This window comes from Paenibacillus sp. RC67, assembly GCF_030020805.1.
GTDB lineage: Bacteria > Bacillota > Bacilli > Paenibacillales > NBRC-103111 > Paenibacillus_S.
On sequence record NZ_CP125098.1, the window covers coordinates 2,353,518 to 2,375,463 of the forward strand.

Sequence of the window (21,946 nt, forward strand, 5' to 3'; positions counted from 1 at the left end):
TCCCCAAGTATGCTGCGTTAGAAGATTTAATAGCGGAGCTTGGACGCTCTATAGCTCGGAGAAGATCGCTTTTTCTGCAAAACCTTAAGGGTCCTGCGGAAGGGGCGATCTTTTTTTAGTAATGTCAGGTTGCTACTTCTTCCAGATGGTGGTCGAGTTGCTTCTTCTCCGAAAAAATCCGACATAAAACCATGTATTCACAACATGAAGACATAGATTTGCCTTTATGAATGCTAGCATAATAGAGTGGAGCTGTTAAGGCTACCAGGCGTTAAGAAGTTCACCTATTAATATTAAAAGGGATGCGAGAAGATGAATATACCATTAAAAACGATCATTGTCGGAACAGGCGGTTGGGGAAAAACCTGGTGTACGAGAACGCTTCCTAAAGCCATTCAAGAAGGAATGGTTGAGGTTGTAGCGGCGGTGGATGTCAATCAGGATCATTTAAGAATAGCTGCGCAGCATCTTGGCTTGAAGGATAATCATTGCTTTACGGATGTTAAGGCAGCCTTGGAACAGACACAGCCGCAAATATGCATTATAGCTTCTCCGCCTCATACGCATGAGGAAACGGCGATTCTGGCCATGGAATACGGCTGTGACGTGCTGAGCGAGAAGCCGATTGCCGATACATTGGAGTCTTCTTTGCGAATTGTAGAAACGTCGCGCAGATTAAATAAAAAAATGGGTATAACGATGACTCATCGTTTTAGACGCCCAATCTGGACGTTCCGTGACTTAGTTCGTTCCGGGGCCTATGGAGAGCTGGACTACCTCATTATGAACTTTAACTGGCACCGCCGCGACGGTCTTAAAGAAAGACAAGCCAAAATGTGGAATACAATGCTCATTGAGGGAGCGATTCATCAGTTGGATTTGCTGGAGAACTTAGCTGGAGCGCATTGCGAAAGCGTGTATATGGATTCATGGACTCCTAAATGGGGGAACTACACTGGGAGTGCGCAGGCTTTGCTGACTATGCGGTTTGAGAATTCGGTCCGGGCCTCGTATGAGACAGCTTGGTGTAACGCTTCTCCTCAGCATAGCTGGGAGCAAGAGTACATCCGCGCTGAATTCGAGAAAGCCACCATTGTACTGAATCGAGGAGGCGTAGAGGTATTCTTAGAGGAAGACAATCGTATGCAAGGTAATCCCATCGGCAAGCCCGTAGAGTTTAAGGAAAGTGCAAAATGGGGAAATGACTATTTGCTCGAAGCCTTTATTCAATGGGTCCATGGAGGACAAAAAATGGAGACCGATATCGAATCGAATCTCCACTCTATGATATTGTTGTTCGCCTCTATGGAAAGCAGTAAGCAGGGAATACCTGTGAATGTCAAAACGTTTGCTCGTGAGAATGGAAGGATAGACTAGGGTTTACAATTCACTGCTAAGCAGATGTTTCATTTTGGATTCGGTCTCAGACTCTGGCAGCGGCGTATAAACACAGCAGCGCAGGTCGGCATGGGCATACACTTGAAAAGAGGTAATCTCGAATCTCATATTTCCGGCATGCGGATGATTGAATTCTCGTACCGTAACAGGGGCTGTGGATGAAGCTATTTCGCCACGCTCCCAAAGCTTTGTAAACTGCGGGTTGATCCGGCCACAGAGCTCAGCGAATTCTGCATACCATGGATCGCCGGCATATTGACCATAATAATTGCGGAATATTGTCAAAAAGTCTTTGGCGAAGTCTTCCCAATTAACGACAAGCTCGCGCATTTCCTGCTTCATAAAAGAAAGCCAGACGATGTTCCGCTCATCACTGCCGATATGTCCAATGCCGCTCATGACTGCGCTAGCTGCTTTATTCCATCCTATAATGTTGCAGCGCCGATCGGCGATGAAGGCAGGACAGGGGCACAAGTAGTCAAGAATGCGCTGTAATGTGGGACTCATCATAGGCTGGTCTCCGGTGAAATCAGGATATGGAAACGGATAATCCGTTAATCTATGTAAAGGTTGTTCTACTATTTCATAATCTTCTATTAATGTCACTTTCGTCACTCCGTAATAAGACGTACAAGTGATTATAAAATATACGGAAGTAAAAAACAATATGTTGAATTCGACGAATTTTTTTGTAAATTTTAACTCTGTTTTACGGCATTCGATAGGATACATAAAATAACGACATTTTTACACAATAGACCGTAACTTTGAGGGTCCAATTTCTGGTACTCTGATCATAGAACACCAAGTTGATTTAACGATAGGACAGGGGGATTAGTCTATGTGGAGCATTGATTTTTTTGAGCGTATCCGTGAAAAATGTAAGCGTTACCCAGAGGCTCAGAGGATTTATGAGCGATTTCGAGCTCAGCCGGAGACCATGCTGGCACAGCCTTTTGACATACCGCTTCTTGGCGGTGGATGGAGTCATGACTATAACTGCCCTACGGATGGAGACCGCCTTGTCTTGATCGACAGACATCATCATCGCTGTCCAACCTGTGATAGCGTCTGGAGTGGCTCGCCATGGGATGAAGTAGCCATAGCTAACGAGCATTGGAATTATAGTAAAACATGCCGAAATGCGGCTGTATTATACGGAATAGACGGGGAAGGCCGCTGGGCAGATTGGGCTAAGCAGGTGCTATTGTTCTACGCTGATCACTATGAACGGTTTCCTCTGCACGATCGCCACGGGGGTGCCAGCCATACCTCCGGCAAGGTGATGTGCCAGACTCTTTCAGAGGCGAGCTGGCTGTGTCTGCTGGCGCAGGGTTTTCACATTCTCAAGCTTCAAAATGTGTTTACTTCCAAAGAAATCAATCACATTACTAACAATCTGCTGCTCCCCGCGTTGGATGTCATTGCGAACAATCCCGCAGGGATATCGAATTGGCAAACTTATCATAATGCGGCCAAAGCTCTAGTTGCTGCTGCTTTGGATGATCAGGAGTTAATGCAGCAAGTCGTGAGTGATCCGAATAACGGGTTTTACTTTCAAATGGAAAATAGCCTGGGTCAGGACGGCTTTTGGTATGAAGGGGCATGGGGGTATCATTTCTACACTTTGGAGGCTCAAACATTGATCGTGCTAGCGGCAGAAAGCTTTGGTCTGCAGCTTTACGAAGATTCGCGTTTTCAATCGATGTACCGTGCTCCGCTGGAATGCATGTTCCCTGATGGAACACTCCCTCCGATTCATGATTCTGGTGAGGTGAAGGTGGAGAAATATTCCCATCTGTTTGAATTTTCAGCGAAATATATCGGCGTAGGACAAGAAGTTATTCACAGGGGCGGGATTAGAGAATCGTTATACAGCCTTTTATTCGGTTTTGAGGAAGATATGGCATCCCGAAACGAGTCAACCCGCTCTATAGCGCAAAACGGATTCGTTCATCTTGAAAAAGCGGGGATGCTATTTCTTAAACAGGAGGCGGACTCTCCCGAGAAGGGGCGCCTTGCGATGATCGATTACGGCGAGCATGGCGGGTGGCACGGGCATCAGGATAAGCTAAACCTGCTTTACTATGGCGGAGGCCATCCTTGGCTGACAGATGCGGGGATGCTGCCCTACGGCAATCCAATCCATTTTGACTATTTCAAACAGACGGTGGCGCATAACACGGTTGTCGTCGGGGGTAGATCACAAGCAGAGGCCGAAGGCCGTATATTGCATATGGGGACAAATACGGATGGAGCAATGGAAGCTGCCATGGAAGTTAGTGGCGCTTATCCTGATGCTGTACTTAGACGTAAAATTATTTTAAAGGACGACTTCCTCCTGGACGTATTTCATGTCCAATGCGCGGAAGAGCAGGATGTTGATTGGATTATTCATACGCAAGGAGTACCCGTGGCAGATGGGGAAGCCGAGGAAGCGCCGCGCTGGAGTAGGGCTGCTGGAGAGGTTCTGGGTACTGAGGATGGTTATAAGTATCTGCACAATCCTAAATCAATTGAGGTTGCTGAGAGCCAATGTACGATGCAATGGATGTGGAACGTAGAATCCGCTAATAAGGACCGTCTTTCACTGATAGCATTGGATGTTCAGGCGGGGGAAGAACTCTATCTGGCTGAATCGATGGCAATGCCTTCTATCGGCAAGAGAAGCACGTTCCTTCGTAGAAGGAAGCAGGTTAAGGAAACCGTATTTATAGCTGTCTTCCAAGCAAATGGAATCGACAGCAAAGCTGCTGCTTGTAAGGCGAATTATGATGCATCTTCAGAAGAAGTTGTCATTCATATCGAAGGGAAAGCTCCGTTCATATTATCGACAAGGATAATTTGAGCGGATTATAGAAGCTCAAATACAGTCGGCAGGCTATCTTAGAGATAAGACGGCTGCCGGCTTATTTGTCCGTTTTCTGGTTACTTGGTCCAGATTGACATTGAATAAACAAAAATATAAAATATCTATATATTAATAAATTTTGCAAGGAAGTGTTTGATTGTGGAATATTCTGAATTGTTTTGGAAGGTTCCTCTTAAGGAATTGAAGCAAGGCTATAGTTATCAAGATAGCACAGAACAATATATATGTCTTGTTTGCGGTAAAGCTTTTGAGAAAGGGATCATCTATAAAGATGAAGATACCATGTATGAAGCGGAGAAGTATGCAAGTCTCCATATGACTAAAGAACACGGCTCCATGTTTGATTATTTGCTCGGCTTGAACAAGAAGCTGACCGGGCTGTCCGATCTGCAAAAAAATTTGCTCAGAATGTTCTATGACGGGTATAGCGATAATGAGATAGTTAAGCAGTTGGATGGAGGAAGCGCTTCGACCATCCGTAATCACCGCTTCGCTCTACGTGAGAAGGAGAAGCAGGCGAAGCTGTTTCTTGCCATTATGGAGCTTCTGGAGCAAAAGAACGGCAAACCTCGAACGCATGAGAAAGCTACGGCCAAGAAGCAGCTGGTACCGGTTCATCGAACGGCAACGATTCGGGATGAGCGGTATGCAGTAACGGAAGAGGAATATCAGAGCATCGTACTGTCGTACTTTAAGGAGGGACTGGATGGTCCGCTCAGTCTCTTTCCGAAAAAGGAAAAACGTAAGATAGTCGTACTCAGTCACCTGATTACCCGTTTTGAACCGGGCCATCGATATTCCGAGAAGGAAGTCAACGAGGTGCTGGAAAAGGCGTTTGTTGATTATGTTACGCTGCGGCGCTATTTAATTGAATATGGCTTTATGGACCGTGAGGAGGACGGTAGTGCCTACTGGGTTAAGGAAGGAATGCCAGCGGTGAACATAGACCGTCGTAAGGAGCTTTTGCAGGCATATAAAGAGTTGAAGCGTGAATCGGGCGTCTATGCAATTCGCAATATGGAAAATGATAAGATATTAGTTGGCAGCAGTGTGAATTTGGATGCGATCTGGAATCGTATCCAATTCGAGCTCGATATGAAGGGCTATCGCAACAAGCAGTTACAGAAGGATTGGAAGGAATTCGGTAAAGAAGCATTTGCTTTTGAAGTGCTAGAGCAGCTCAAAGAACCAAAGGGCGGTCAGGAAGAACAGTTGAAACGCCTCGCCGAGTTGGAAGCCACATGGATAGATAAGCTGCAGCCTTTTGAAGAGAAAGGCTATAATGAGTGATTTGCCGATATAAAACGCTGGATTGAATCCTTAGAGCCTGCCGTCATTACGACAGTAAGGTTCTTTTTGTTGTTTGCAGAACTATGTATATCTCCCACGCATCTATTTAATACGTTTACGCTAATTTCAAACAGAGATACAAATGACAAAAATAATGAATTTATTCTTGAATCAAGCATTAAATGATAAAGATACTTCATTTGGCATGTGCTATTATGTTGCCGTTAAGTTATAGATCGAGGCATGTGAAAGCGTAGGAACGGATATATCAGGTTTTGAAAGGAAGCGAAACTAATGAAATTTGTTGTAGATGGGCAAGGCAAGGGAGATTTCAGTACTTTACAGGCCGCGGTTGACGCATCACCGGACGGCAGCGAGCATAAGATTACGATCTTTATCAGGAACGGAATTTATGAGGAAAAGCTTGTTGTACCTAAGGAGAAGCGTAATTTGCATTTTATTGGGGAATCTCGGGATGGGGTCATATTGACCTATTCGGATAATGCCAAAACTTTAGGTGCCGATGGGGAGCCTCTAGGTACCTTCCGCAGCTCCAGCTCTTACTTTCACGGAGATGATTTCACAGCAGAGCATTTGACCATTCGCAATACTTCGGGTCAGGGGACAGGGCAGGCGGTAGCCGTATTCGTAACTGGAGACCGGGCGGTGTTCCGCCATGTAACGATGCTAGGCTTTCAAGATACGCTTTATACAGGGGAAAGTAGACAATTTTACGAAGAGTGCCGGATTGAGGGGGACGTGGATTTTATATTCGGCCCTGCCTGCGCTGTGTTTCAGAGATGTGTGATTCATAGTAAACGGAAAGGAGGCTATTTGACCGCGGCCTCTACACCGGAGCAGCAAACGTTCGGATATGTTTTTCTGGATTGCCAAGTAACCGCTGATCCCGGGATGACCGACGTATATCTAGGCAGACCGTGGAGACCTTTCGCCAATGTGGTCTGGATTAGGACGGAAATGGACGCGTCCATCAAGCCGGAGGGCTGGCACAACTGGAATGACCCTGAACGGGAAACCACAAGTCGTTACTATGAATTTTCCAGCCGTGGGCCGGGGGCTAATCCTGGCTCGAGAGTGGCTTGGTCGAAGCAGCTGTCAGCTGAAGAAGCGGATCGTTATACGGTTAGCGCAATATTGAGCGGAAGGGACGGATGGAATCCGGAACGTTAGCGGAAGCCCTATCAATGGCAGCATCTCATTACAAAATAATCCATGCTTGCAGCAGTTTTTCTGCGCTTGCGTGGATTTTTTTATACATACTCATCCATTACGGCACTTGTTAACGGATGGCCCGTAAGACAGACAGATGGAAAGCTAGTGCAATTGGCAATCTTGTTGTACAATATATGGCGCTGGGACTTATTATGAATTGACATGAAGTCAATTATTTTGAGTCGTTCCTATACAAGGCTACGAAGTGCAACTGCAAGAAGGACGGGAGCAGGCATAGCGATAATCGCGCTTTGAATATTAGAATTGAATGAGGGATTAGGATGTTGGTTGCTCAAAGATGGCAAAAAATCGTACAGCTCGTCAATGAACGAGGCAGTATCCGGGTGACGGAGCTCAGTGCAATATGCGAAGTGACGGAAGAAACGATCCGCCGGGATTTGGATAAGCTAGAAAGCGAAGGCAAGCTGCTGCGCAGCCATGGCGGAGCCATCAGCATTCCTTCCTCGCAGTATGAAACACCGTATATGGAGCGGGAAACGACAAATGCGGATGAGAAGCGCAGAATTGCTGAACAGGCGGTCAGCTATGTGAACGAGCTTGACCGGATCATTCTTGATGCCAGCTCTACTGCTTGGTACATGGCACAGCTGCTGCCGGATATTTCTTTAACCGTATTGACGAATTCGATCAAGGTTGCGATGGAATTGAGTACGAAAGAGAAGATCAAGGTCATCTCCACCGGAGGCTTGCTCTCCTCTCGTTCATTATCTTACGTCGGTCCGCTGGCCGAGCGTTCGCTTAGCACGTATCATGTGGACAAAGCTTTCATTTCCTGTAAAGGCCTTCATATTGGACGGGGGCTGAGCGAGTTCAATGAACTGCAGGCATTGATTAAGCAAAAAATGATAGGCATTGCCGATACCACCTATGTGCTTGCTGATTATAGTAAGTTTGGACAGCAATCACTAGCCCAGGTCGCATCTTGGGAAGACATTCAATATGTCATTACGGACGAGAAGACGGACCCGGAGATTATAGCTCAGCTAACGGAGCAGTCTGTCAATGTGATTCAGATTCACAGTAATTAAGACGAAGGGGTACTTCGGGTTTGCAAAAGGTATAATGATAAGAAGCTTGAGTAATCAAGCTTTTTTGTGTATTTTACCTGACCTACATTGCCTTGGAGAGTTCAGTCATAGTTATTCTTTACCCAGTGGATCAAGAAAGCTCGTGGTAAAATATTAGAATTAGGAGATGCAACTAGGATGAGGAGGAGATGCTTATGTTTCAGCTTGAGGAAGCTACTATTGCTGAGATGCAGCAGGCAATGGAGCGAGGGGAATGCTCGTCTTTCGAGCTTGTGCAGCAATACTTGAAACGCATCGCAGCGTACGATCAGCAGGGACCAAAGATTAATTCCGTATTGGAGCTAAACCCGGATGCGCTTCATTTGGCGGAAGCGTCTGATGCGGAGCGGTGCGCAGGTATGCTACGCGGTCCGCTGCATGGCATTCCGGTACTGCTTAAAGACAATATCCAGACGGCGGACAAAATGCACACGAGTGCCGGTTCCATTGCATTAGCAGACCATTATGCTAGTGAAGACGCTTTTCTTGTAACCCGCTTGAGAGAAGCAGGTGCTATCATTTTAGGTAAGGCCAATATGACGGAATGGGCCAATTTTATGGCCGAGGGGATGATTGCCGGTTATAGCTCCAGGGGCGGACAAGTGTTGAATCCGTATGGGCATGACTTTTTTGCAGGGGGTTCAAGCACGGGCTCTGCTGTGGCCGTAGCAGCCAATCTAACAGCGGTATCAGTCGGGACAGAAACATCGGGATCGATTATCAGTCCTGCCATTAACAATTCGCTTGTCGGCATTAAGCCTACCTTGGGGCGTATTAGCCGAAGTGGCGTCATTCCCTTGTCCCACAGTCAAGATACCGCGGGACCGCTGGCTCGTACGGTTGCCGATGCTGCTATCCTGCTTGGAGCGATGTGCGGAATCGATTCGAAAGATCCTGTTACCCGATGCGCTGCAGGTACTGAAGTTTCCGATTTTACCGAATTTTTGGACAAAAGCGGTTTGCAAGGGGCTCGTATCGGCGTGCCGCGCAATGGTTTTCATGATGAATTGGATGAAGAACAAAATGAACTCTTTGATCAGGTTCTACTAGAATTAGCCGACGCAGGCGCCCAACTAATAGATCCTGCTGATATCGCCTCGGCTGAGGAGCTATCTCGATTTCGATCCAGCGTGCTGCAGCACGATTTCAAAGCGGATATCAATGCCTTTTTGAGCAAGCTTCCCCCGCAGCTTCCCGTTCATTCGCTTAAGGAGCTTATTGCTTTTAATGAAGCTAATGCGGACCAAGCGTTGAAATACGGTCAAAAAAGACTTATTGCTGCGGAGCAAACATCAGGTCTTTTAAAAGAACCTAAATACATAGAGGATCGTTTGACAGATATTCGCTTGTCTCGAACAGAAGGCATAGATCGAACGTTGGAAAAGCATCGCCTTGATGCCTTACTTTTTCCAGAGACGTTAGGAGATACTATTGCGGCCAAAGCTGGGTATCCCTCTATGGCTGTGCCTGCGGGGTATCTTCAAGATGGAAGGCCGTTTGGAATCATGTTCGTTGGAGCCGCTTTCTCTGAGCCTGTGCTTATTAAGCTGGCTTATGCATTTGAACAGCTTCGGGCTCGCCGAAAACCGCCGATACTTGAAAAAGGAAATGAGCAATAGTAGCTTATAAAAAGAAGAGGGTATGAACGTTGAACGTTAGTTTACACTCAGAAGATCGTAACGATTATTACGCAATAGCTGAACTGAATGCTCTAACCTTTAACTATGGTTATGGTATGGGAGAGACCTGCTTAATTAGCCTGCTTCGTAACCGACAGACATTTGATCCTGATTTGTCTATCGTTGCTCGAATCGATGGTCGAATCGATGGTCGAATAGTAGGACACGTGTTATTTACTCCTCAACCTGTTCTTTTCAAAGGGAAATTGCTTCAAGCGGTCATTCTTGCACCTCTGGTCGTTCATCCCGAGTTTCAAAATCAGGGTATTGGATCGAAGCTGGTGGAAGAGGGCATCCGCCGCTGCATTGAAAAAGGCTTCGACCTGTCCCTTGTATTGGGACATTCTGAATATTATTCTCGTTTTGGGTATCGGCCTAACATGTGGAGCTCGGCTTCTTTACATATCGCTATGTCGGATATTCCTACACTTCAAACCACCGTTTCAGAACGGCGCTTAGAGGAGCGGGACGTGCCTGCACTACGTGCGATGTGGGAGGACTGGTTCGTGGATAGCGAAATGGCTATTGCACCAGGCGACTCCGTATTGGACTGGATCAGCTGCGACAGAGGGGTCCGGGCTTCTGCATTGAGTATGAATGGAGAATTAGTCGGATATATTCGATATGATACATCCAACCCCTCGAGAATCATTAGCTTCTTGGCGAAAGATTCAATTGCATTTACCCATATGAGCAGTTATATGAAGTCATTGCTTCGAGCCACTGAACTTGAAACGTTGGAGCTGCCGCTGCATCCCTTGAGCAAGGGAGTTCGTAGTATCGTTAATCTCCCTTACACTTCAAACATAATAACAGGAGAAGTCAGGATGCTTCGTGTGTTAAATAAGAATGAGGAGCTTCACCGTTATTGTGATGAAGTAGATAATGGGAAGACGACTCCAGGCAGTATTCTTTGGCCAGTTGAGTTTGATGTATTATAAAAAGACTAAAGTCCAAGCAGGTGCATGAAGCATCTGCTTTTTTGTGATCAAATTGGTATATTTTATAACGAGGAATGTGGTAAAATGTGGGAAAACTGCTGGAGGGTGCGATGCGAGCAACTCAGGATATACTTCAGATATGGAACCTATTTGATTCCCATCCAATGGAGACATTAACGAAGGCTTGGTACGCTGCGATCTCAGGAGAAGGCAAGCAAAGAAGCGTGGAGACTATGGAAGAACACCGACATCGGTACGGATTGTCGGGTAACTGCTTTGACTTGGCGCTTTGGCTCATTCATGCCTATAGAGCAAACGGAATGAACGCCTATGGAGTAGGACATAACCTGCATACGCCTAAAGCTCATGTAGCTGTAGTTGCTGTAAATTATAGGGGACAGCGTTATTTTTGCGATTTGGGCGATCAATGGATTGAACCTATCTTAGTAGACTCCACAAGTGCAGATTATTGCGAAGAAGCGCTCGAAGGCTTTGTAACCGGAGGAAAAGTGAAACCAGAAACGATCGCTGAAGGAATCCGTTTTGCCTATATAAGGCCTAACGGCAAAGTAAGCTATCAATCTTTCAATTTAACGCCAATACAAGAAAATGAACTGGTAGCTGCTGGTCATTATTCTCAATCGCTGCTGAGACATCCGTTAGTGGAAATTCGTTTGAAGAAAGCGAATGAAATCGTACACTGGGAGTTTGATCGTTGGAGCAGCTTTATAAGCTGCAATGACGGTTTGGTTCATGAGTCGAAACTGGGGGATAACGAGCAGTGGGCTGAACGAATTCATGAACAAACAGGAATGAATCGGGAAATCGTCATGAAAGCTTTAGCTTTGTATGCAGCGGGTCCATAATATTGCTTTAGTTAGGAGGATTACAGCAGATGTCTGGAAGCAAGCAAGAGGTCATCTTGTCGGAATACGACCCGGAATGGGTTGACCTGTTCGAGTTAGAGAAAAAGGAGATTGTCCCGTTATTGCAGGACATTCTGATCGGGATAGAGCATATTGGCAGTACATCGATACCTGGCATGACCGCCAAACCTGTTATTGACATTATGGTTGGAATTGCCGGGCTGGAACAGCTTTCAACGGTACATATCCAACGACTAGAACTTATCGGTTATGAACATGTGGAGCATGTGCATTTTCCGGAAAGGAAGTTTTTTAGAAAAGGGAAGCGCGGGGCAGGGACTCATCATCTGCATATTTATCTGTATGAGGGAGAGCATTGGAAAGCGAATAGGGGATTTAGAAATTACTTGCGCATGTATCCGGAGACAGCAGTAGAATATGCCGAATTAAAAAGTAAGCTTAATGAAATATATGCTTACAACAGAGAAGCCTACACGAAAGCGAAGGCTCCTTTTATTCAAAGAATTTTACAACAAGCAGAGGAAATAACCTAAGCGAGAAGCAGGATATGGGTAACGAAAGGAGACGGAACGTATGACAACGGTTGTCATCCTTCTTTGGATTTTATCGATCTTGGCTACTTTTTGGGTTTGGTCTGATGCTTCAGACAAACGGGGAGCCAATATAGGTTGTCTTTGGGCACTGGTAGTTCTTATTTTGGGACCTATCGGTTTCATTGCCTATATTTTTGTTAGAAACGCAGATTAGATTTCGTGTTAATATATAAGATGGATAATAAAAGATTAGCATTTTGGAGGATATTCACATGAAAAAGGAACTATTGATAGTATGGCTCGAAGAAAAAATTCAACAAATTAAGGATACGCCGGTTAGCGTCGTAGATACGAAGGAAAAGCAGCATTATTTGCTGGGCAGCATGAAAACATTGGAATTAATCAAAGAACAGCTGGAACAAGGCAAGTTTGATGCATTAGACTAAGTGATATAGGAGCTCGTGGCAAACGGGAGAGACTCGAAAATAAAGGTGCGGTGCGGAGAACGGTCGAGATGATGGAGATTCAGCTATGCGGTGAACAGGATTGTTGGAAGGTTGCCGAGTTGTACATAGAGCTAATGAATGAAATTATCGGTTCTACGGGAGGCGATATAAGCGTCCTTAATCCCAACGGCGCACCTGAGTTATGCAAAATGCTTATCTCCATGGGAGCCTTAAACATATTGAAGGCTGTACACAAGGAGACAAGAGAAATCGTTGGGTTTCTGTCGATGTGTGAGAGCAGCTCTTTGTATGCAAACGGACATTTTGGCATCATTCAAGAGCTGTATATACGCAGCGAGTATCGTTCTCACGGCGTCGGAAAAAATTTAGTAGGCGCCGCCATAGAGTACGCTAAGAACAAAGGCTGGAAACGATTAGAGGTCAGCACTCCTCCTCTGCCTGAATTTGAAAGAAGCCTAGCTATTTATCAAAGGGAAGGCTTCGTGATAACGGGTGGGGAGAAGCTAAAGCTTCTGTTATAAATAGGATCATACACAACATGGCCGGAACGAGAATGCATTTTTCGTACCGGCTTTTTTATTATCTTAATTATGTATTTTGAGGTGAGGGGAATGAGGGAAGACGTATTTTTTCATGAAACGATTATCCTTGAAAATCAACGCGTCAAGCTTGTTCCTTTATCGGAACAGCACGAGGAGGGGCTTCGAAGTATTATTTTTGACGAGGAATTGTGGAAGTTTTCTATTCAATGCAGATCGGAAGAGGATGTTAGAAGCTATATTAATAAAACGATGGAGCACAGGAAAGCAGGCCGAGCGTATCCTTTCGTTGTTATTGATAAGCAAACTAATGAAGTGGCTGGGGCAACCCGATTTGGGAATATCGTATTCCCTAATAAGAGGCTGGAAATCGGTTGGACTTGGTACGGAAGCAAGTTTCGAGGGAGCGGTTTGAATCAAGCTTGTAAATTCGAGCTGCTGAACTATGTTTTTGAACAAATGCGTTTTCGCAGAGTACAGTTCAGTACAGATATTGATAACCTTCGCTCTCAGAAAGCGATTCTCAAGCTTGGCGCAAAGCAAGAAGGCATATTCCGTGCTAATTACATTAACGCAGCTGGAGAGAGCAGGGATGATGTGTATTTCAGTATTATTCACTCGGAATGGGAAGCCATTAAAAATCGCATATTTAAGGACTATCTATAAGAAAGGCTCGGGTGGTGACGTGGAACCAGCACTTCTTCTTAGCATTATTTCTAATTATGATCTATCAGCTCCCATTATTGAGTTTATTAGACATAATGAGAATCGGACGTATAAAGTAACGGATACAATGACAGGAGCGGCTTTTTTATTGCGCATTCATCAACCTGTAACAGAAAGCTTCCTGGGAGTGCAGCATACTCGTGAAGGACTAGCTTCAGAGATGAAGCTTCTGAAGACATTAGCGGAGCAAACGGAGCTTACTGTCCAGACCCCCGTCCTGAACCGATCAGGAGAATACGTAACAACATGTGAAATAGATGAGGAAACGATCTGCTGTACACTGCTGCGATGGCTCCATGGTAACATCCTATCGGATCAAGATTTGTTTAAAGATGAGAATGTTCGTCGATTGGGAACCGATATGGCTAAGCTGCATACATATTCCCGTAGCTATGAGGGAGTGTATTACAGCAGTAGACCAGAGTATGGCTTGGAGCGAAATGAGAAAATGCTGGGACGAATACTTTGCGGTGAGCAAATCGGATTATTTGGAATGAAAGAACGGAGTGTATTAGAGGAGGTTTTTAAGCTTATCCATCATAGGCTAGCTGCTCTTGACATCCATTCGGGCACTTGGGGTATGGTTCATGCCGATATCAATCTGAGTAATATCATAGTGTCGGATGAGGGATGGTCGTTTATTGATTTCTGCTTATCCGGTTACGGCTTTTATTTAATGGATGTAGGTGCAGGGGCCCTTATGATGAAGGAAGAGAAGAAAGAGCTTTTTCTGAATAGCTATACGGATGCTTGTTCTTTGCCAGACGATCCTGTCAAACTCCTTGAGGGCTTTATGCTACTTGCAATATTCGGCTATTATGCCTTTCATATGCAAAACCCGGAGAAACACAGATGGATCCGTGAAAGATTGCCGCGATTATGCGATATGCACTGTAAACCATTTTTGGAAGACAAACCGATTTTTTATCAGCTTTAACATGGACATATCATTTTACAAAAAGGGTTGTATTCGGATAGTATAGATTTATGGGTATTACTTCCATATTTGTAGGATACAATAAGCCTCGGTCCTATCATTCTCTAGAAAAGAGGGAACAGCATGAGAGCTATCTATCCGGGGTCCTTCGACCCGTTTACGTTAGGGCATTTGAACATTTTGGAGAGAGCGACACGACTGTTTGAGCAAATTGACGTCGTTATAGCCAGCAACAAATCGAAGTCGCATATGTTTTCTCCAGAAGAAAGGTATCGGATTGCCCGATTGTCAACCATTCATCTGAACCAAGCCGTTCGTGTAGTCCATTATTCTGGCATCATTGCCGACTATATTAAAGAACATCATATCGATGTCATTATACGGGGCATTAGAGGATCGACCGATTTGGATTACGAAATTAAGCTGGAGCAGTACAACCAAAAGGCTTGTTTAGCCGAAACCGTTTATTTAACGCCGACCACTCAGCATTTGAACACTAGCAGCACTTTAGTCAAAATGTTTTTGCAGACTCAGAGGATCGAGCTGGCGTCAGCGTACATGACCGATAACGCGTTGAATTACATTCAAACTGTACTTGAGAGCCGTTAACAACCCTATTATGGAAAAAAATGGAAGAGTTGTGCCGAAGATGAATTTGGCAAATAAGATAACGTTCTTTCGGATCGGCTTGATCCCTCTATTCATTATATTTCTGTATCCATACCCGACTAATTCTTGGGACACTTCCAGCATTATTGCCGCAGCGATATTTTTGATTGCAGCAGTTACGGATCAATTAGACGGATACATAGCAAGAACCTATAACCAGGTTACTCGCCTCGGGATGCTGCTAGATCCGCTTGCAGATAAGCTATTAATATGTGCAGCATTAATTATTTTGGTTTAGAATCATAAGCTTTCTTCCTGGATCGCCGTCGTCATTATTGCGCGGGAAATGATCATAACGGGCATTCGAATCGTTGCAGCTAGTAAAGGCATTGCGCTTGCTGCTGACCGTTATGGAAAAATCAAGCTTGTTGTACAGGTAGCCGCGGTGACGGCTGTCATATTGAACAATCAGCCGTTTCAATGGTGGATAGGAATCCCCGTCGATCAGATCCTCATGTACAGTGCCGCTGCGCTAACGATATACTCTGGCTACAACTACATAAAGAACAATATGAAAAGATTGGAGCTGCATCTGTAGCTGCAACTTGGAGAGGAAGTTGTGTGATGCGAATTATCGTCACAGGTGGAGCTGTCATTAAGGATAAGCATGGCAGAATATTAATGCAAAGAAGATCGGATTATGGGAATTGGGGACTTCCCGGAGGTGGAATGGATGCCGGTGAATCGGTAGAAGAGACGATGAAGCGGGAGGTTCTTGAAGAAACCGGGCTTGCTGTAGAAGAGTGTGCGATCTATGCGGTCTACAGTGGTCCTAGAATGCAGTATCGGTACCCTGACGGGAATGAAGTGGTCTTCGTCATGTTTATTTTTGATGCTAGAGTAGACTTAGAGAATCGGATTGCCGCAGACGGGAAAACATTATTGTTCCAAGACAGCCATAATGAATCTCTGGTCCTGGAGTTTAAGCATTTGGAAGAAGTTTACATTGGGGAAGTTAGCAGTGTACAGCGCCCGTTATTTGAGGATTTGAAAAAGGGAGAACAGGCGTTACTTCGAACGTGAGCTTGTAGATTAAAGTAGATTCAATAGAGGAGGGAGCGTTTTGTATGGAAATAGGACAAAAGCTCGGACAGGGACGGCAAGCCGAGGTTTTTGGTTATGACAAGGCGCAGATTATTAAGCTGTTTTATCCCAATACTCCTCTCTATATTATTGAACATGAATACAAAATAGCTTCAGTCGTACAAGATTCAGGTTTGCCCGTTGCAAAAGCATTCGAGATCATTACAGTTGGCGGGAGGACGGGAATCGTTTACGAAAAGCTTGAAGGTCCGACACTGTTGCAAGTGCTCTTAAGCGATATTTCCAAAGCAGCATGGATAGGTGAGGTGAGTGCGCGTCTGCATGCCAAGGTGCATCAGAGCCACAGCGATAGCCTTCCTTCACAGAAGGAAGATTTTGAGAAGAAAATAAGAGCGGTTAGGATCGAGTCTGTCTTGAAAGACAAGGCGCTTCGATTGCTGGATATGCTGCCCGAATCTAATGAGGTATGTCACGGAGATTTCCATCCAGATAATATCTTGCTTTCGCCGAGCGGACCGAACGTCATCGACTGGATTAATGCCAAAAGAGGGAATCGCTTGGCTGATTTTGTGTTAAGCGCCCTGATTCTCAAAATTGCAGAGCTACCGGATTTTATTCCTCACTTTGAAAACTTTCATAATTCAAGGTCTATACTATTCAAGGCTTACACTCAAACTTACTTGAGTGAGCTGCCCACGGACAAAGCAGATATCTTGCCATGGATTCCGTTTGCGGCGATCTTCCGTCTAGAACAAGGAATCGAATCGGAGCATTCACGTTTGGTCAGGATCATTAAGAAGGGACTAAGCAGTGTATGAAGCAAAAAATCGCAAATCGACCGAATTGGACTCGTATATTAAAAAAAAGATACTACCAACACTATGTAAGCGACGAGGTGTTCGAGGGCTATATGAGCTTTCTTTATCTCGATCAAGTAAGAGAGCCTCTCTTTATACAGTACGCTGGTGAGAGTGTGTGTATCGCAGATCATGGTTATTCATGGATTATGCTGTTCCCCAGGGACAGTCATCATAGTGTAACGATTATGCTAGATAGTAACGATCAGGTGCTGCAGTGGTACTTTGATGTGACTTGGCTGACAGAGCTGAACGATGAAGGAGTGCCTGTCATCCATGATCTGTATTTGGATCTCGTCCAGCTGCCGAATGGAAACCATTTTGTTTTGGATGAAGACGAGCTGCTGGATGCACGTCATAAGGGTATTATCAATGAGGATGTCTATGAATTAGCCGTACAAGAGATGCAAGCCATTCAGCAAAGTCTTGAAAGCGGAGATAATAAGTATATACTTCACACGGGAAAGTACATAGAGCAGTTAAGAAACCAGAGATTGCATGAGTACAAATGAACTTATTGAATATTTTGGGTAAAAGAAAAGTCGCATCTCTTCCTAAGTATAAGGAGGAACGCGACTTTTTTGGGCTGTAAAGGGACCGTTCTAGCTCTCATATAAGAGCTGTCCAGTGAGCGATAAATCATAACCTTGAATGGAGCGAAGCTCATTCTGAAACGATTCCGATTGTAAAATTTGAATCACGGCATCAATCCATTCCTGATTATCCGGTTTACGAACCATGACAAGGTCATAACGTTCTTGAATTAACGGAATAAAATCGACATTGCCGACGATAGTCGCCGCCTTCTCGATCCCGACCCCAATATCAGCTTCACCGGAAGCGACTTTGCCTGCAACCGCCATATGGTTCGATTCTTCTCTCAAATATCCATCCAGTTGATTGGCGCGAATATGATGAAGACGAAGCTGCTCGTCAAGCAGAACTCGGGCTCCAGAGCCTTTCTCACGATTGACTATACGCAGGCCCGGTCGACTGAGATCGCTCCAACCGCTGATGTTCATCGGATTCCCCCGTTGGACATACAATCCGGCTTTCCTCGAAAGCATATTGACAACAGTGTAAGAAAACCCTACAAGCAGCTTGCGAATGTAAGGGATATTATACTCCCCGGTATCCCCGTCCAATAAATGTGTACTGACGATGTCGGATTCACCGCGATACATCGCCATCAGGCTATCGAGGCTGCCTACATAGGAGCGGAGAGGGCGAATTCCCTGTATTTTTTTCTCCATATGCTTAGCCAATATATCTAGGCTTATATCTTGTCCTGTTATTACGATGGAACGAGAATCGCCCAGAGAACGCAATGGAGCTGAGGATATGGAGGGGCCTTGTCCTATGTTTGGTTCTATAAATTGAGCATTCTTGGCTCTTTGTTTGTAAAGGTTCAGATCGGCAGCGTCCACACGCATTTGTTTGCCTACTCGATAAGAGGGCAGTTCGCCTTTTTTTATCAAATCATAAACGGTGAGCTTCGATATTTTCAACAGCTTGGCGATCTCTTCTGTCGTATAGGACATATCGCTGGACATGGTTATCCTCCCTGCCATTTTCAGTTTTCAATTTACATTTTCAATAACTTGTCGTTATAATGATATTTAATTATAACTAATTATATCTAATTATAACAAAGGAGAATATATAATGGTTAAATATGGTAAAAAAAGAAACATCGCCATTTCACTTCTTGTCGGGCTTGCCGTTGTGATTTCCGGCTGTGGAACTCAGCAAGGCTCTAACGCTAATTCAAACGCCTCGAGCCCAACTCCAGCGGCTCAAAGTCCAGCACCGGTAACAAAGGTTGAATTGACGATTTCGGCCGCAGCCAGCTTAACCGATGCGTTGAAAGAGATTCAGACTACATATGAAGCTAAGCACAGCAACGTCAAATTGAACTTTAATTTCGGGGCTTCCGGATCACTGCAGCAGCAGATTGAACAGGGGGCGCCGGCAGACTTATTCCTATCGGCTGCGACCAAGAATATGCAGGCGCTAGTTGATAAGCAGCTGATCGATAAGGGGCAGCAAAAGAACCTGCTGACCAATGAATTGGTCGTTGTCGTTCCAGCTGATGCCAAGCAAGCCATTAGCAAGGAAGCGGATTTAGTGAATCCGTCCGTGAAAAGCATAGCTGTAGGGATTCCAGAAAGCGTGCCTGCCGGAAATTATGCCAAAGAGGCACTGACGAACGCAAAGCTGTGGGATACAATTCAGCCGAAAACCGTTCAGGGCAAGGATGTAAGACAAGTACTTCAGTATGTGGAAACAGGCAATTCCGATGCCGGCTTCGTCTATAAGACGGATGCGCTGACCTCGAAGAAGGTACAGGTTGCATTCGCCGTTAATCCTTCATGGTACACGCCCGTAGAATATCCGATTGGGATTGTTAAGGCAACAAAGCACAACAAGGAAGCCGAAGAAGTATACACCTATTTGCAGTCGAAGGAAGCTCTAGATGTATTCGTGAAATACGGCTTCACGGTACCTAAGAGCTCATAATGAACGGTGCTCAGTTTTGGTCACCTGTCCAATTATCGCTGCAAGTAGCACTATTGTCCAGTGTGGTGGTTACGATACTGGGGGTTTGGTTAGCTTGGTGGATGTCACGGAGGATGTTTAGAGGGAAAATAATCATAGAGACGGCTTTCATGCTGCCGCTGGTGCTGCCGCCGACAGTTGTCGGCTTTCTGCTGCTTGTACTTCTTGGACGAAAAAGCGGGCTGGGCCGTTTGATTGAATGGATCTTCTCGACGCCGATTATTTTTTCTTGGTGGGCTGCCGTCGTTGCTTCTATTGTTGTTGCCTTCCCTCTGGTCTACCAAACGATGAAAGTCGGTTTTGCCTCCATAGACAAAAACCTGGAGGATGCAGGTAGATCCATGGGAGCCAGTGAGTGGCAGGTGTTCTGGCATGTGACGCTTCCATTGGCTGCCCATTCCTTAATGACAGCCTTTATTCTCGGCTTTGCTCGTGCGCTTGGGGAGTTCGGAGCCACACTTATGATAGCAGGCAATATTCCGGGCAAAACCCAGACGATTCCGACAGCGATCTATGTAGCCGTAGATTCCGGCAATATGCCATTAGCGTGGGCATGGACGGGGAGCATGATCCTAATTTCATTCATTATGCTTCTGTTAACCGGCAGGAAGAGAAGCTAGTCAGGAGTAGTGCTGCCATTCACAATGAACACATCTCTTCAAGATTATGGGTTATCTGCTGCTGGAGTTTTCGGATCTTGTTCAGATAGTCGATCCAATACGATTTGCACCGCTATAGCATCATCCAAATACCCAATGGGAAAAACATAATCCGGAATGATATCCGTTGACAAAATAAAGTAAAGAAGAGCGCTCCCCAAGATCGCTCTTTTTTGCGTTGGAAGCTCTTTTTTGCAAAATAGCTCATACATCTGCCTGAGCTCGTCAATGAACGGTCCGGCGCTATTGACACTCTCGACTTTAGTTTGAAAATCATCTACAATAATTCGCTGTCCTTCTTCCGTCAGTGCATACTGCTCGTATTTATTCAACTCCTTGCGAACCAGCTCTGTTGTGAATTGGGAATCAAACAAATTGTAATTCAAGAGAACGTCCTTGATACTGTCTACTGAAGCGTGAATATCCGAATAGTGGGGAACGGAGCGGACGCCGGTCTCGAGTCCTGCTGCTTGAAACAATTGCTCCGATGGAATGCCGAGATGGACAGCAAAAAGATGCAAATGGTCCATTTTCGCTTTTTGCTTGCCATTGATAATTCTTGAGATGATAGCCGTATCAATACCGGTAAGAGCGCTTAATTTACGCATGGACAGGGCTCGCTCTTTCAGTAACGCTTTTAACATTTCGCCCAGATCCTGGCCCTGCTCTTGTTCATTATTGTTCATAAGAGTAACTCCTTCCCTAGTCAAGCTGTGTTGACGGGTGTTGATATTTCTCAACAATAATTGAGGTGGATAAGCACGTTTTCTCAACATCCTCAATACTATGTGTGTATAAAGAAAAGAGGAGTGGAGCTCAATGGCATGGCTTTTTATATTAGGATTCGCTTTTTCATCGAGTTTAGATAATTTGGGAGTAGGGATATCCTACGGAATTCGTGGAATTCGAATAGGTCTTATATCTAATATCATTATGGCTCTCATCTGTTTTTTGCTGAGTGAGGTTGGGATTATTGGCGGTCAATGGATTTCCAAGGTTTTACCAGGTATATTTTCTTCGTTGGTTGGGGCTTTTGTGCTGATCATTATCGGGATTCGCATCGTATTATTGGCCGTCCCACGGAAAAAGCACTCGCCTCAAGCATTGGAGCCAGAGAAATCGGAAACCGCCTCGTTAAAAGGCCTATTGCAAAATCCGGAAAAAGCGGATCTCGATAAATCAGGCGAAATCGGGTATGGTGAAGCGGTTATTCTTGGCTTGGCACTTTCTGCTAATGCTGTAACAAATGGATTGGGAGCGGGACTTCTCGGCTTATCGCCTTTAGCCATATCTTTAACAGCTGCTATCGGAAGTTTTATAACCGTATGGCTGGGTACGGCTTTAGGACGTAAAGTTGCTGAAATTCGAATCGGTTCCTTTAATTTAGGCCAAATGGGTACGCTATTGAGCGGTGTTATCTTGCTGCTGATCGCATGCAATGCTTTATTCGGCTAACGAAGGCTGCATAGAAACTTGTCTATTTATTTTACTGACAACGAATGCTTATTATGACAGAAGTTTGGTGCTCGCATAGCGGGCACTTTTTTTGATTAAAGACAATTAATAAG

General features: G+C 45.1%; 24 protein-coding genes and 1 pseudogene. 22 read left to right on the forward strand and 3 right to left on the reverse strand.

The window, feature by feature from the left end; all coding sequences use genetic code 11:
- The first annotated feature begins 312 nt into the window (after positions 1–312).
- Positions 313–1,377 carry a Gfo/Idh/MocA family protein gene (locus QMA13_RS10555; protein WP_282941327.1) on the forward strand — a complete coding sequence of 355 codons (1,065 nt, stop codon included), beginning with the start codon at positions 313–315 and terminating at the stop codon, positions 1,375–1,377.
- Positions 1,378–1,380: 3 nt separating this feature from the next.
- Here the strand turns inward: QMA13_RS10555 and QMA13_RS10560 are convergent, their stop codons facing one another.
- On the reverse strand, positions 1,381–2,004 hold the full coding sequence (locus tag QMA13_RS10560) for an MmyB family transcriptional regulator (protein ID WP_282941328.1): 624 nt from the start codon (positions 2,002–2,004) through the stop codon (positions 1,381–1,383).
- A gap of 235 nt (positions 2,005–2,239) precedes the next feature.
- Between QMA13_RS10560 and QMA13_RS10565 the strand changes: the two genes are divergently transcribed.
- The 18 genes and pseudogenes from QMA13_RS10565 (at position 2,240) to QMA13_RS10650 (ending at position 17,672) form a co-directional block, all read left to right on the forward strand.
- Positions 2,240–4,246, forward strand: coding sequence for a heparinase II/III domain-containing protein (locus QMA13_RS10565; RefSeq protein WP_282941329.1), 2,007 nt, complete (start codon positions 2,240–2,242; stop codon positions 4,244–4,246).
- A 162-nt stretch (positions 4,247–4,408) separates the two neighbouring features.
- Complete coding sequence (locus tag QMA13_RS10570; RefSeq protein ID WP_282941330.1) at positions 4,409–5,560, forward strand: DUF2087 domain-containing protein; 1,152 nt, start codon at positions 4,409–4,411, stop codon at positions 5,558–5,560.
- 294 nt (positions 5,561–5,854) lie between these two features.
- A complete protein-coding gene (locus QMA13_RS10575) occupies positions 5,855–6,751 on the forward strand; it encodes a pectinesterase family protein (protein ID WP_282941331.1) in 897 nt (298 codons plus the stop codon).
- A gap of 323 nt (positions 6,752–7,074) precedes the next feature.
- The gene (locus QMA13_RS10580; protein WP_282941332.1) at positions 7,075–7,842 is read left to right on the forward strand and encodes a DeoR/GlpR family DNA-binding transcription regulator; all 768 of its coding nucleotides are present in this window, start codon (positions 7,075–7,077) and stop codon (positions 7,840–7,842) included.
- A 194-nt stretch (positions 7,843–8,036) separates the two neighbouring features.
- Positions 8,037–9,500 carry an amidase gene (locus QMA13_RS10585; RefSeq protein WP_282941333.1) on the forward strand — a complete coding sequence of 488 codons (1,464 nt, stop codon included), beginning with the start codon at positions 8,037–8,039 and terminating at the stop codon, positions 9,498–9,500.
- 29 nt (positions 9,501–9,529) lie between these two features.
- Positions 9,530–10,501 (forward strand): GNAT family N-acetyltransferase, encoded by a 972-nt coding sequence (locus tag QMA13_RS10590; RefSeq protein ID WP_282941334.1) that lies wholly within the window; start codon positions 9,530–9,532, stop codon positions 10,499–10,501.
- Between the two features lie 110 nt (positions 10,502–10,611).
- Complete coding sequence (locus tag QMA13_RS10595) at positions 10,612–11,367, forward strand: hypothetical protein (protein WP_282941335.1); 756 nt, start codon at positions 10,612–10,614, stop codon at positions 11,365–11,367.
- 29 nt (positions 11,368–11,396) lie between these two features.
- Positions 11,397–11,921: a GrpB family protein gene (locus QMA13_RS10600; RefSeq protein WP_282941336.1), complete on the forward strand. Its 525-nt coding sequence runs from the start codon at positions 11,397–11,399 to the stop codon at positions 11,919–11,921.
- A gap of 40 nt (positions 11,922–11,961) precedes the next feature.
- Positions 11,962–12,135 carry a hypothetical protein gene (locus QMA13_RS10605; RefSeq protein WP_282941337.1) on the forward strand — a complete coding sequence of 58 codons (174 nt, stop codon included), beginning with the start codon at positions 11,962–11,964 and terminating at the stop codon, positions 12,133–12,135.
- Positions 12,136–12,193: 58 nt separating this feature from the next.
- On the forward strand, positions 12,194–12,367 hold the full coding sequence (locus tag QMA13_RS10610) for a hypothetical protein (protein WP_282941338.1): 174 nt from the start codon (positions 12,194–12,196) through the stop codon (positions 12,365–12,367).
- Between the two features lie 68 nt (positions 12,368–12,435).
- Positions 12,436–12,909: a GNAT family N-acetyltransferase gene (locus QMA13_RS10615; RefSeq protein WP_282941339.1), complete on the forward strand. Its 474-nt coding sequence runs from the start codon at positions 12,436–12,438 to the stop codon at positions 12,907–12,909.
- A 90-nt stretch (positions 12,910–12,999) separates the two neighbouring features.
- Positions 13,000–13,593, forward strand: a complete 594-nt coding sequence (locus QMA13_RS10620; RefSeq protein ID WP_282941340.1) for a GNAT family N-acetyltransferase — start codon at positions 13,000–13,002, stop codon at positions 13,591–13,593.
- A 19-nt stretch (positions 13,594–13,612) separates the two neighbouring features.
- A complete protein-coding gene (locus QMA13_RS10625; protein WP_282941341.1) occupies positions 13,613–14,590 on the forward strand; it encodes a phosphotransferase enzyme family protein in 978 nt (325 codons plus the stop codon).
- Positions 14,591–14,713: 123 nt separating this feature from the next.
- Complete coding sequence (gene coaD, locus QMA13_RS10630) at positions 14,714–15,199, forward strand: pantetheine-phosphate adenylyltransferase (RefSeq protein WP_282941342.1); 486 nt, start codon at positions 14,714–14,716, stop codon at positions 15,197–15,199.
- Between the two features lie 46 nt (positions 15,200–15,245).
- Positions 15,246–15,797 (forward strand): annotated as a pseudogene (gene pgsA, locus QMA13_RS10635) (CDP-diacylglycerol--glycerol-3-phosphate 3-phosphatidyltransferase).
- Between the two features lie 26 nt (positions 15,798–15,823).
- On the forward strand, positions 15,824–16,282 hold the full coding sequence (locus QMA13_RS10640; protein ID WP_282941343.1) for an NUDIX domain-containing protein: 459 nt from the start codon (positions 15,824–15,826) through the stop codon (positions 16,280–16,282).
- Between the two features lie 44 nt (positions 16,283–16,326).
- Positions 16,327–17,121 carry a phosphotransferase family protein gene (locus tag QMA13_RS10645; RefSeq protein ID WP_282941344.1) on the forward strand — a complete coding sequence of 265 codons (795 nt, stop codon included), beginning with the start codon at positions 16,327–16,329 and terminating at the stop codon, positions 17,119–17,121.
- Positions 17,118–17,672 (forward strand): ribonuclease FAU-1 family protein, encoded by a 555-nt coding sequence (locus QMA13_RS10650; RefSeq protein ID WP_282941345.1) that lies wholly within the window; start codon positions 17,118–17,120, stop codon positions 17,670–17,672. Before QMA13_RS10645 ends, QMA13_RS10650 begins: the two co-directional genes overlap by 4 nt.
- A gap of 90 nt (positions 17,673–17,762) precedes the next feature.
- Here the strand turns inward: QMA13_RS10650 and QMA13_RS10655 are convergent, their stop codons facing one another.
- Positions 17,763–18,713: a substrate-binding domain-containing protein gene (locus QMA13_RS10655; protein WP_282941346.1), complete on the reverse strand. Its 951-nt coding sequence runs from the start codon at positions 18,711–18,713 to the stop codon at positions 17,763–17,765.
- A 112-nt stretch (positions 18,714–18,825) separates the two neighbouring features.
- Here QMA13_RS10655 and modA point away from each other — a divergent pair, with 112 nt between their 5' ends.
- Both modA and modB read left to right on the forward strand, forming a co-directional pair.
- Positions 18,826–19,680: a molybdate ABC transporter substrate-binding protein gene (gene modA, locus QMA13_RS10660; protein WP_282941347.1), complete on the forward strand. Its 855-nt coding sequence runs from the start codon at positions 18,826–18,828 to the stop codon at positions 19,678–19,680.
- Complete coding sequence (modB, locus tag QMA13_RS10665) at positions 19,680–20,339, forward strand: molybdate ABC transporter permease subunit (protein WP_282941348.1); 660 nt, start codon at positions 19,680–19,682, stop codon at positions 20,337–20,339. The genes modA and modB overlap by 1 nt, the downstream gene beginning before the upstream one ends.
- A gap of 44 nt (positions 20,340–20,383) precedes the next feature.
- Here the strand turns inward: modB and QMA13_RS10670 are convergent, their stop codons facing one another.
- Complete coding sequence (locus tag QMA13_RS10670) at positions 20,384–21,064, reverse strand: DUF1232 domain-containing protein (RefSeq protein ID WP_282941349.1); 681 nt, start codon at positions 21,062–21,064, stop codon at positions 20,384–20,386.
- 133 nt (positions 21,065–21,197) lie between these two features.
- Between QMA13_RS10670 and ytaF the strand changes: the two genes are divergently transcribed.
- Positions 21,198–21,833, forward strand: a complete 636-nt coding sequence (gene ytaF, locus QMA13_RS10675) for a sporulation membrane protein YtaF (protein WP_282941350.1) — start codon at positions 21,198–21,200, stop codon at positions 21,831–21,833.
- Positions 21,834–21,946: the final 113 nt, after the last annotated feature.

Coding starts and splice junctions, on each gene's coding strand:
- QMA13_RS10555 (WP_282941327.1), top strand. CDS start 313: ATGAATATACCATTAAAAACGATCATTGTCGGAACAGGCGGTTGGGGA.
- QMA13_RS10565 (WP_282941329.1), top strand. CDS start 2,240: ATGTGGAGCATTGATTTTTTTGAGCGTATCCGTGAAAAATGTAAGCGT.
- QMA13_RS10575 (WP_282941331.1), top strand. CDS start 5,855: ATGAAATTTGTTGTAGATGGGCAAGGCAAGGGAGATTTCAGTACTTTA.
- QMA13_RS10580 (WP_282941332.1), top strand. CDS start 7,075: ATGTTGGTTGCTCAAAGATGGCAAAAAATCGTACAGCTCGTCAATGAA.
- QMA13_RS10585 (WP_282941333.1), top strand. CDS start 8,037: ATGTTTCAGCTTGAGGAAGCTACTATTGCTGAGATGCAGCAGGCAATG.
- QMA13_RS10595 (WP_282941335.1), top strand. CDS start 10,612: ATGCGAGCAACTCAGGATATACTTCAGATATGGAACCTATTTGATTCC.
- QMA13_RS10600 (WP_282941336.1), top strand. CDS start 11,397: ATGTCTGGAAGCAAGCAAGAGGTCATCTTGTCGGAATACGACCCGGAA.
- QMA13_RS10605 (WP_282941337.1), top strand. CDS start 11,962: ATGACAACGGTTGTCATCCTTCTTTGGATTTTATCGATCTTGGCTACT.
- QMA13_RS10610 (WP_282941338.1), top strand. CDS start 12,194: ATGAAAAAGGAACTATTGATAGTATGGCTCGAAGAAAAAATTCAACAA.
- QMA13_RS10615 (WP_282941339.1), top strand. CDS start 12,436: ATGATGGAGATTCAGCTATGCGGTGAACAGGATTGTTGGAAGGTTGCC.
- QMA13_RS10620 (WP_282941340.1), top strand. CDS start 13,000: ATGAGGGAAGACGTATTTTTTCATGAAACGATTATCCTTGAAAATCAA.
- coaD (WP_282941342.1), top strand. CDS start 14,714: ATGAGAGCTATCTATCCGGGGTCCTTCGACCCGTTTACGTTAGGGCAT.
- QMA13_RS10640 (WP_282941343.1), top strand. CDS start 15,824: ATGCGAATTATCGTCACAGGTGGAGCTGTCATTAAGGATAAGCATGGC.
- QMA13_RS10645 (WP_282941344.1), top strand. CDS start 16,327: ATGGAAATAGGACAAAAGCTCGGACAGGGACGGCAAGCCGAGGTTTTT.
- QMA13_RS10650 (WP_282941345.1), top strand. CDS start 17,118: ATGAAGCAAAAAATCGCAAATCGACCGAATTGGACTCGTATATTAAAA.
- QMA13_RS10655 (WP_282941346.1), bottom strand. CDS start 18,713: ATGTCCAGCGATATGTCCTATACGACAGAAGAGATCGCCAAGCTGTTG.
- modA (WP_282941347.1), top strand. CDS start 18,826: ATGGTTAAATATGGTAAAAAAAGAAACATCGCCATTTCACTTCTTGTC.
- modB (WP_282941348.1), top strand. CDS start 19,680: ATGAACGGTGCTCAGTTTTGGTCACCTGTCCAATTATCGCTGCAAGTA.
- QMA13_RS10670 (WP_282941349.1), bottom strand. CDS start 21,064: ATGAACAATAATGAACAAGAGCAGGGCCAGGATCTGGGCGAAATGTTA.
- ytaF (WP_282941350.1), top strand. CDS start 21,198: ATGGCATGGCTTTTTATATTAGGATTCGCTTTTTCATCGAGTTTAGAT.